Raw genomic sequence first — 8,823 nt, forward strand, 5'->3', positions numbered from 1 at the left:
CAGCCGAGCCATGTAGATGATCGCTGCGATCCCGACACAGGCCCCGCCAATGACGAAGCACGAGACCTTGATCCGCGAGGTGCGGTGACCAGACAAGCGCACCGCCTCCTCGTTGTTGCCGGTGGCGTAGATCAGTCGGCCGAAGACCGTGCGGCTTAACACGAACCATGCCAGCGCGACCAGAGCTATGGCGACCAGGAACACGGCGGGCAGGCCGGCGAAGGTCGCGGTGCCGAATTTGGTGAGGCCCGGCGGCAGGTTGTAGATGGTGGCGGCGCCGGTGTACTGCTGCGCGGCGCCGCGCGCGACGTACAGCATGCCGAGCGTGACGACGAAGGAGGGCACTGCCCACCGTTCGGTGACGAAGCCGTTGACGAAGCCGGTGATCGCGCCGATCACGACGCTGACCAGGATCGCGAACGGCACCGCGATGGCGGTTGGCAGACCGGAGTCCGTCATGGCGGTGCCGGCGACGACCGCGCACAGCGCGATGACGGAGCCGACGGACAGGTCGATCCCGCCGACCAAGATCACGAAGGTCATGCCGACCGCGAGGATGGTGTTGATGGTGATCTGGGTCATGATGTCGCGCACATTCCCCGAGGTGCCGAAGTAGGGCGAGAAGGCGAGGAAGAACACGACGAGTGCGGCGAGGGCCACCCCGATCCCGGCCTCCCCGAGCACCTGGCTGACCCACCGACCGCCGGCGAACCGCGGAGCAGTTACCGCCGTCATGCCGAAACTCCTTTCAAATATCCCGAATAGGCGAGGTTGAGCACTCGCTCGGCGTCGAACTCGGCCCGTGGCACCTCCCCCGCAATCGCTCCGCGGGAGAAGACGATGATCCGGTCGCAGATGCCGAGCAGTTCTGGCAGATCGGAGGAGACCACGAGCAGCCCTTTGCCGGCGTCGGCCAGGTCGAGCAGTAGTTGATGGATCTCGTACCTGGCGCCGACGTCGATGCCGCGGGTCGGCTCGTCGACGATGAGCAGGTCGGTGTCGGCTGCGAGCCATCGCCCTAGAACAACCTTTTGCTGGTTACCGCCGGACAGGGCGCGGACGTGCTGGCGTACGCCACGGGATGCGACGCGAAGCTTCTGTGCCAGGGCGGTGGCGGCCGCGGCTTCGGCGGCGCGGTTCAGCAGGCCGAACCTGCTGATGGCCGGCAGGCTGGCGAGGCTCATGTTCGCCGCGATCGGCAGGTCCAGCACCAGCCCTTGGGCCTTGCGGTCCTCGGTGAGGAAGCTCATCCCGGCCTGTACCGCGGTGCGCGGGTGCCGCAGCCGGATGGGTCGTCCGCGCAGCTCGATGCGCCCGGTGGCAGCACGGTCCGCACCGAAGATGGCCCGCATTGCCTCGGTGCGTCCGGAGTTGACCAAACCGGCCACACCGACGACCTCGCCGGCGCGGACGGTGAGCGACAGCGGCGGCGCGGCAGGGGTGACGCGGAGGTTGGTGACCCGCAGTAGTTCGTCCCCCTGCGGGCGGGCGCGAACGGGCGGGAACTCGTGGGCGAGGTCGCGGCCGACCATGGACCGGACGAGTTCGGCTGTGGTGAGGCTGGTGACGTCTCGAGTGTCGATGTGCTTGCCGTTGCGCAGCACGGTGACCCGATCACCGATCTCGAAGATCTCCTCCAGGTGGTGGGAGATGTAGATGACGGCGACGCCTGTTTCGGTCAGCCGGCGCAGGATCTCGAAGAGACGGCCTGTTTCCTTCGGAGTGAGCGTAGCGGTGGGCTCGTCCATGATGAGCAGTCGGCATTGTCCGCTCAGCGCTTTGGCAATTTCGACCAGTTGCATCTGGGCGATGCCCAGCCGTTCGACCGGTGTCCGGGGAGAAAGATCTAGACCTACCTCGGTCAACAGTTCGCGAGCCGCCCGGTCCAGGGTGGCTCGGTCCACTACGCCGGCCCGGCGGGGCAGACGGTGTAGGAACAGGTTTTCAGCGACGGACAGGTTGGGCAGCAACGCAAGCTCTTGATGGACAACGCGGATGCCAGCCTTCAACCCGTCGGCGGCGCTGGCCGGTTGGTACGGTTGTCCGTGCAGCGTCATGGTGCCGGCGTCGGGAGGCTCGATCCCGGACAGGCAGCGCACCATCGTTGACTTGCCGGCGCCGTTTTCGCCGATTAGCACGTGAACTTCGCCGGGTTGCACCTCGAGGTCGACGCCGTCGAGGGCGGTTACCCCCGGGTACCGCTTGGTCAGGCCGGAGACCTCCAGCACAGCCATAGCCACCTACTCCTCCAGTGTGCCCGGGTGGGGCCGGCGCTGCCGGCCCCACGCCTGGCTTGCGTCACGATCCGAGGTTGTCTTTGGTGATCAGCTTGATTTCGGTCTTTTGCCAGCCGGTCACGTTTTCACCGGCGATCATTTTCATGGCGTAGTCGATGCCGTCAGCGGCTTGCTGTGAGCCGTACTGGTCGAGGGTGGCGACCATGACGCCGCTCTGCAGGTGCTCCTTGACGGCTGGGATGTTGTCGAACGAGGAGACCTTGACGTTGGCCTTGCGCTCCTGAATGACCTTGATCGCGCCCAGCGCCATTGAGTCGTTGGAGGCCATCACGCCCTGGATGTCCGGGTGGGCGGTGAGCATGCTGGCGAAGACCTGATTTGCCTCATCGGTTTCCCAGTGCGCGGTCTTGGAGTCGATCAGAGTCAGACCGCCCTCGGCCACCGCGTCGAGGAACCCGTTCTTGCGCTGAGTGGCGTTGTCCGCGCCCGGGTTGCCCTCCAGGATGACCACCTTGCCACCCTTGCCGAGAAGGTCGGCGAGCGCCTTGCCGGACTGCCTGGCGCCGTCCCGGTTGTCCGGGCCGACGAAGGGCACCTCGACGCCGGCCTGCTGCAATGCGCCGTCGTCGAGTTTCACATCGATGTTGACTACCTTGATTCCGGCCTTGACCGCCTTGGCGACCACCTGAACGAGGGCCTTGGAGTCGGCCGGTGCAACCACGATCGCGCTGGCGTGCTTGGTGATGCAGCTCTCCACCAGGGCGACCTGTCCGTCGACGTCGGTTTCGTTCTGGGTGCCGCTGGATTCGAGGGTGAGGTCATTGCGTTCCTGGACGTGCTTGACTGCGCCGTCCTGCATCTGCTGGAAGTACTCGTTGGCGAGGGACTTCATGACCAGGCAGACCTTTGGCTTACCGCCAGCCTGGCCGGACACCGGATCGCTGGTGTTCTCCTGGCCGCAGCCGGCAAGCGCCAGTGCCACGGTGGCGGTCACGATCCCTGCGAGGGCAACTCTGCGTCTCACGGTGGGTTCCTCTCGGTGGTGGGGGTGGGGACGGGTGGTTCCTCTCGTTGGTGCAGAACCCGCTGGGCCTGCGCGCCGATCGCTAGAAGGCGACTCCCGCGTGCAGGACGACGTTGGCGTATGGAGTGGCCTCGCCGGTGCGCACAACGACGCGTGCATGCTGGGTGAGGCGTTTGAGCTCGTCATGGGGCACGATGTCGGTCGGGATGTCGCGGAGCACATCCCAGCTGCCGTCGCTTTCGACGGCGACGGTGGCTCGCTCCACGACGCATTCGTCCAGCACGGCCCGCAGCACCGCAAGGAACGGCGGCTCGCCGCGCCGCCAGAGCAGATCGATCGTCTCCACTCCTGCTGGCACCGGCAGGCCTGCGTCGGCGATGACGATGCGGTCGCCGTGACCGGCCTGTGCGAGCACTGCCAGCAGGCGCGGATGCCACAGCCCGTCAAATCGCATGTTTGGTCACCTCCGGATCGTCGTGTGTCGGTGCGTCGAAAAGCCGGTCGACCTCGTCTCGATAAGGCAGGGCTGCTTGGGCGCCGCGGCGGGAGGCAGCCAGCGCGCCGGCGGCGCAGGCGCGCCGGGTTGCCGTGCGGAGGTCGGTACCACTAGCGGTCCGGGCCAGGGCGAACTCTGCGCAGAACGCGTCGCCGGCACCGACCGTGTCTACTGCGTCCACGGGGAACGCCGGAACGTGTGTGATGCCGGTCGGGCTGGCGGCGATCGCCCCGTTTCCGCCGAGTGTGACGACAACCTCGGCGACGCCGAGGTTCCGCAGTGCGCTTGCCGCGCTCGTCGCGTTGGTCGCATCGGGGGCTAGCCCCGCAGCCTCGGTTTCGTTGACGACAAGTACGTCGGACCGGCGGATCAGCTCGGCCAGGTCGGGGCTCGGGTGTTGCGGTAGCGGCGCGGCATTGAGCACCACCGGGACACCAGAGGAGCGGGCGGCGTCGGCGGCCGCTCGGCATGCGTCGATGGGGATTTCCAACTGGAGCAGCAGCGCCTGCGCACCGTCGAGCAGTGCGTGTAGCTTGGGGGTCGCCAGCTTCGCGTTGGCGCCGGGCGAGATGGTGATCATGTTCTCGCCGTCGGGCCCGACGACGATGAGCGCCACTCCGGTCGCGGCATCCGCCGTCACCATCACACCGGAAACATCCACCCCGTCACCGGAGAGGCTGTCGCGCAGCTCGGCTCCGAACTGATCCGCACCGACCATGCCGACTAGCGCGACGTGGGCGCCCAGACGCCGGGCGGCGAGTGCCTGGTTGGCGCCCTTGCCACCGGCACCGCGGACCAGTTCGGTGCCGGCTACCGTTTCGCCGGGGCTCGGCAGGCGCGGTACCCGGATCGACAGGTCCATGTTGAGGCTGCCGACGACAACGATTCGTCCGCTCGTCATGCGTCATCCTCCGTGATGGCCGAGTCGCCCCCCGCCGGGTCGGGACAGCCGCATGAGCCGCGGGCGACCAGCGTGGTCGGGCAGACGATCCGGGTTGCATCGCGAGCCGGATCGGCGAACCTGGCCACCAACCACTCCACCGCGAGCCGGCCCAGCTGCTTCACCGGCTGACGCATCGTCGAGAGGGCGGGCACGGTGTAGGCACCACCCTCGATGCCGTCGAACGAACAGATTGCGAGGTCGTCGGGGACGCGGACGCCCATCTCGGCGGCTGCCCGGAGTACGCCTAGCGCTTGCTCGTCGCTGGCTACGAAGAGGGCGTCGGGCCGGTTGCGCTGGGACAGCAGGGCCCGGCCGGCGCGGTATCCGTGTGCCCGACCGAACGGGACGTGCACCAGCGCAGCCGGTTCGAGGCCGGTCTCGATTAAAGCGCGTCGCCAGCCGTCAACACGGTCGACGGTGGGGTGAAGACCAGCCGGCCCGGCGATGCAGCCGACTCGACGCCGGTCGTGCCCGATGAGGTGCATGGTCGCCTCGTACGCGCCGCCCTCGTGATCCACCAGCACATGGGTCGCCTCCGGTATGTCGACCTCCCGGTCGAGCACAAGCCGCGGCACGCCGCTGCGGGCCAGGTCAGCGATCCAGCGACGGGTGCCACCGTGCGCAGGCACCACGATCAGGCCATCGACTTGCCGGTCGAGCAGCGCCCGCACGTATGTGGCTTCCCGATCGTCGTCGTCCATTGCGTTACCCAGCAGCATGGTGTAGCCGTGGTCGAAACCGGCATCCTCGACGCTGCGGGCGAGTTCGGCGAAGAAGGGGTTGGAGTTGTCGGGCACCACCAGGCCGAAGGTCATGGTCCGGTTTGTGCGCAACGAGCGGGCGAGCGCGTTGGGCCGGTAGCCGAGTTGTCCGATCGCGGTGAGCACGCGTTCCTTAGTGGCAGGTGCGACGCTTCGCGGTCCGCCGTTGAGGACGTAGCTAACGACGGCCTCAGACGTGCCGGCCAGGCGCGCAACATCTCGACGTGTCACCACTTCGCGCCCTCAGCTCCCCATGTGAACTCCTGCTGAGCTGGAGTATGTGAGGGCAGGCACTTACCCGAGAGGGTAGATTGAAACGCCCCCCGGGCTTCCCATTCAACCACCAGCAACTCTTCCTCGACTATCGTCATCGTCCATTTCTCTGTCATCGCATGCCATCCGTCACGCCGCGCCGGAGCGGCCACGACGGCGTGACGGAATCGGCCTCCGCCACGTCGCCGTGATGTCCGCTACTCGCCTCAGATCGGCCGCGTCATGAGGTCGACATAGAGGTTCCAGAACGCATCCCGATTGATGTCAAAGAGCACCTGGACCTTCTGAGTGCCGCCGGGGAAGTTCTCCGGCTTGTTCATGTCGCGGTTGCGGCTCGGACCGTAGCCCAGCGATCGGCCGTAGTCCGGACCGAACGTCGTGTCAACGTCCACGTACCGGTCTTCGATCTTCGTGGCAATGGAGGGGTCAAGAAAAACTGCTGAGGTGATCGAGTCCCAGACGAAGGACTGGCGAGCGGGGTCTGCCTGGAACCGCGGGCCTTGCAAGTCCCGGAACATCCTGGTCAGCGGAGTGTCCCGGCCGCTGACGATCCGGTCGTACTCCTTCTTCGTGTAAAACACCCGCTCGGCCACATCGTTGGGCACCACGAGTTGCCGCTTGAACGGCGTGCGGAGCACGATCTTGGCCGACTCTGGGTCGAACCACCAGTTGAACTCAGCAGCCGGCGAGGTGTTGCCGGGGATGTCGATTGCGCCGCCCATGTAGATGACCTGCTTGACCAGCGGCACGATCTCCGGATACGTCCGCACGGCAAGCGCCACGTTCGTGGCCGGACCGAGGACGAAGAGAGTCACCTGGTTCGGGTACTTCTTCACCTGGTCCGCGATGAACTGCGCCGCTGCCTGTTTGGTCGACGGCTTGGTCGTGGGGTAGCCGCCGTAGGGGGTGGTGGCAAGCTCGCGGTAGGACGGGGGACGCTGACGGGCATATGCCCCCATGTACTCCAGGTTGCCGAAGAGGTCCTGCTCGGCGGCCAGGGTGGCCTGGCGGCTACCCATCAGCGGCTCGCCGCCGCCCGGGACCACGGGCACGTTCTGGTGCTTTATGAGCTCGAGCTGCCGTAATGAATACGCTGTCCCCTCCTCGACCCAGGTGTTGCCCGCCACGACGGTGATCCCGAGCAGGTCCACCTTCTTCGAGTTGGCGAGCATGAACATGGCGACGGCGTCGTCGTTGAGCTGCCCCATGTCGACATCCATGATGACTTTCTCGTTCGCCGCCGTCGTGGCCACCGGCGCCGCTAGGGCAACCCGCGAAACCGGCTGCGCTTGGCTGGCGGGTACCGCCAGAAGAACGGCGCCGAGAACAGCTGCGGCGACCGCCGACACGAGTGCTGGGCCTCTGGACATCTTCACCGTGTGGACCATCCTTTCGCTCGAACGTTGTGGCGAGTTAGCGAGTTAGGTCTCGCCGAGGCGGATGCTGCTGTGACCCGCGGTCTCGCCGTCATGGCGGATCTACAGCGACGGCTTCACTGAGTTGGCCCGTTGGGACCAGGTGCTCACGGCCAGGCGTGCGGCTACAGCAGGCAGGCGAAAAGCTTCGGCAACTCGAGTTGGCAACTCGAGTTGCAGAGCAGCTTGCGGGCAGCCCCCTCGCAACGGCAACCCCTCGTGACCGACCTGTTATCTAAATATGTCCATCGGTCGTGAGCGGTCGACCGGGGAACCGCGTCTGCAGCGGTCGCTGACGTCGCAGCAGTGCTGGGGACGGCCGCCCCGCCGCGCACGGCCAGCCCAACAGCGCAACCGCGGCCCGTGCTCCGGCGAGCCGTGGCCAGATGAGCGACGCTCCATATCGGATGAACTGCTCCAATCTCGGCGCTAGCCAAGAAACCTCGCAAAGAGGCTCACGAATGTCACAAGGAGGTAACGAAGTCTGGGCCGCGCCTTGCCCGTTCCCCATTGCATCGACTTGCGTAACAGCAACACGAGTTGCCAACACGAGTTGCAACCACGAGAGTGCAGGGAGGGCAACCGAATGAACGGAGGACGAAGGCTAACCCGGAGCGCAGTCGCCGTCGTAACGGCGGCGTTCGGCGTGGCCGCAGCGCTGGGCGCACAGCCGGTCGCCGCCAAGCCCAGCACGACCCCCGTCAAGTTGATCTTCGACACCGACTTTGGCGGAGATGTCGACGACGCTGGCGTCGCCGGCATGCTGAACGCGATGCAGGACAACGGCGAGGTCGAGGTGCTAGCCATGATGGCGAGCAACCCCACCCGCCACGCCGCACCTGGCCTGGACGCCATCAACACCTACTACGGACACGGAAACATCCCGATCGGCTCCCTGAAGCCGGTCTACGACCATGTCCCCAGCCCACCGACGCCGGGTGCGGTCATCACCAGCAACAACGTCTCGGGCTATGCCGAGCTGCTCGGTCGCGGGTGGAAGAACAACATCGGGGACAGCTCCCGCGTACCCGACGCGGTCGACCTATATCGCAAGATCCTTGCCAAGCAGGACGACGCCAGCGTCACGATCGTCGCCGTCGGCGGCCAGATCAACCTCGGCGGACTACTCGCCTCCGGGCCCGACCAACACAGTCCGTTGACCGGAGCCGAACTCGTCAGCCACAAGGTCAACAAGCTCGTCGTCATGGGCGCACGCTTCCCCAGCGGACGCGAGTGGAACATCATGCTCGATCCCACCGCGGCAGCTACCGTCGCGAAGGACTGGCCAACGCCGATTGTCTACAGCGGCTTCGAGATCGGTGACACCATCCTTACCGGCTCTCGCCTATTCACCGAGACCCACCCCAACAACCCCGTCCTGAACGCGTATGAGGACTACGTCGGCTGGGGCAACAACCGCAGCAGCTGGGACCTGACCGCCGCCTACGTCGCAGTGCGCGGCACCGATGAGCTCTTCAAGCTATCCGAGCCCGGCCAGGTCAAGATCACAGCCGATGGTTCCAACACCTTCCAGGCCGACCCCAGCGGCACGCGCCATTACCTGCTTACCGCCGCACCTGACGAAACCATTGCAAAGGCCATCGAGGACCTCATGGTCCAGGCGCCGGTGAAGGGCTGGCACTGAAGACCCTGCGGGCGGCCGCACACTGCGGC

General features: G+C 66.3%; 8 protein-coding genes. 1 reads left to right on the forward strand and 7 read right to left on the reverse strand.

Features of this window, described 5'->3' with window-relative positions:
* The 7 genes from FXF52_RS39270 to FXF52_RS39300 form a co-directional block, all read right to left on the reverse strand.
* A partial coding sequence (locus FXF52_RS39270; protein WP_187413990.1) for an ABC transporter permease occupies nt 1-684 on the reverse strand: 684 nt, incomplete at its 3' end.
* 47 nt (nt 685-731) lie between these two features.
* Nucleotides 732-2,228 carry a sugar ABC transporter ATP-binding protein gene (locus FXF52_RS39275; RefSeq protein WP_222870924.1) on the reverse strand — a complete coding sequence of 499 codons (1,497 nt, stop codon included), beginning with the start codon at nt 2,226-2,228 and terminating at the stop codon, nt 732-734.
* Nucleotides 2,229-2,298: 70 nt separating this feature from the next.
* Nucleotides 2,299-3,231 (reverse strand): sugar ABC transporter substrate-binding protein, encoded by a 933-nt coding sequence (locus FXF52_RS39280; protein WP_222870925.1) that lies wholly within the window; start codon nt 3,229-3,231, stop codon nt 2,299-2,301.
* Between the two features lie 112 nt (nt 3,232-3,343).
* Complete coding sequence (gene rbsD, locus FXF52_RS39285) at nt 3,344-3,715, reverse strand: D-ribose pyranase (protein WP_148804730.1); 372 nt, start codon at nt 3,713-3,715, stop codon at nt 3,344-3,346.
* Nucleotides 3,705-4,658 carry a ribokinase gene (locus tag FXF52_RS39290; RefSeq protein WP_148804731.1) on the reverse strand — a complete coding sequence of 318 codons (954 nt, stop codon included), beginning with the start codon at nt 4,656-4,658 and terminating at the stop codon, nt 3,705-3,707. Before FXF52_RS39290 ends, rbsD begins: the two co-directional genes overlap by 11 nt.
* A complete protein-coding gene (locus FXF52_RS39295) occupies nt 4,655-5,695 on the reverse strand; it encodes a LacI family DNA-binding transcriptional regulator (protein WP_148804732.1) in 1,041 nt (346 codons plus the stop codon). The genes FXF52_RS39290 and FXF52_RS39295 overlap by 4 nt, the downstream gene beginning before the upstream one ends.
* A 245-nt stretch (nt 5,696-5,940) precedes the next feature.
* Nucleotides 5,941-7,104: a nucleoside hydrolase gene (locus FXF52_RS39300; RefSeq protein ID WP_255472856.1), complete on the reverse strand. Its 1,164-nt coding sequence runs from the start codon at nt 7,102-7,104 to the stop codon at nt 5,941-5,943.
* Between the two features lie 691 nt (nt 7,105-7,795).
* Here FXF52_RS39300 and FXF52_RS39305 point away from each other — a divergent pair.
* Nucleotides 7,796-8,794 (forward strand): nucleoside hydrolase, encoded by a 999-nt coding sequence (locus tag FXF52_RS39305; protein WP_187413992.1) that lies wholly within the window; start codon nt 7,796-7,798, stop codon nt 8,792-8,794.
* The last annotated feature ends 29 nt before the right edge of the window (nt 8,795-8,823 follow it).

This window comes from Micromonospora sp. MP36 (assembly GCF_008119785.1).
Lineage (GTDB): Bacteria > Actinomycetota > Actinomycetes > Mycobacteriales > Micromonosporaceae > Micromonospora.

Coding starts and splice junctions, on each gene's coding strand:
- FXF52_RS39300 (WP_255472856.1), bottom strand. CDS start 7,104: ATGTCCAGAGGCCCAGCACTCGTGTCGGCGGTCGCCGCAGCTGTTCTC.
- rbsD (WP_148804730.1), bottom strand. CDS start 3,715: ATGCGATTTGACGGGCTGTGGCATCCGCGCCTGCTGGCAGTGCTCGCA.
- FXF52_RS39290 (WP_148804731.1), bottom strand. CDS start 4,658: ATGACGAGCGGACGAATCGTTGTCGTCGGCAGCCTCAACATGGACCTG.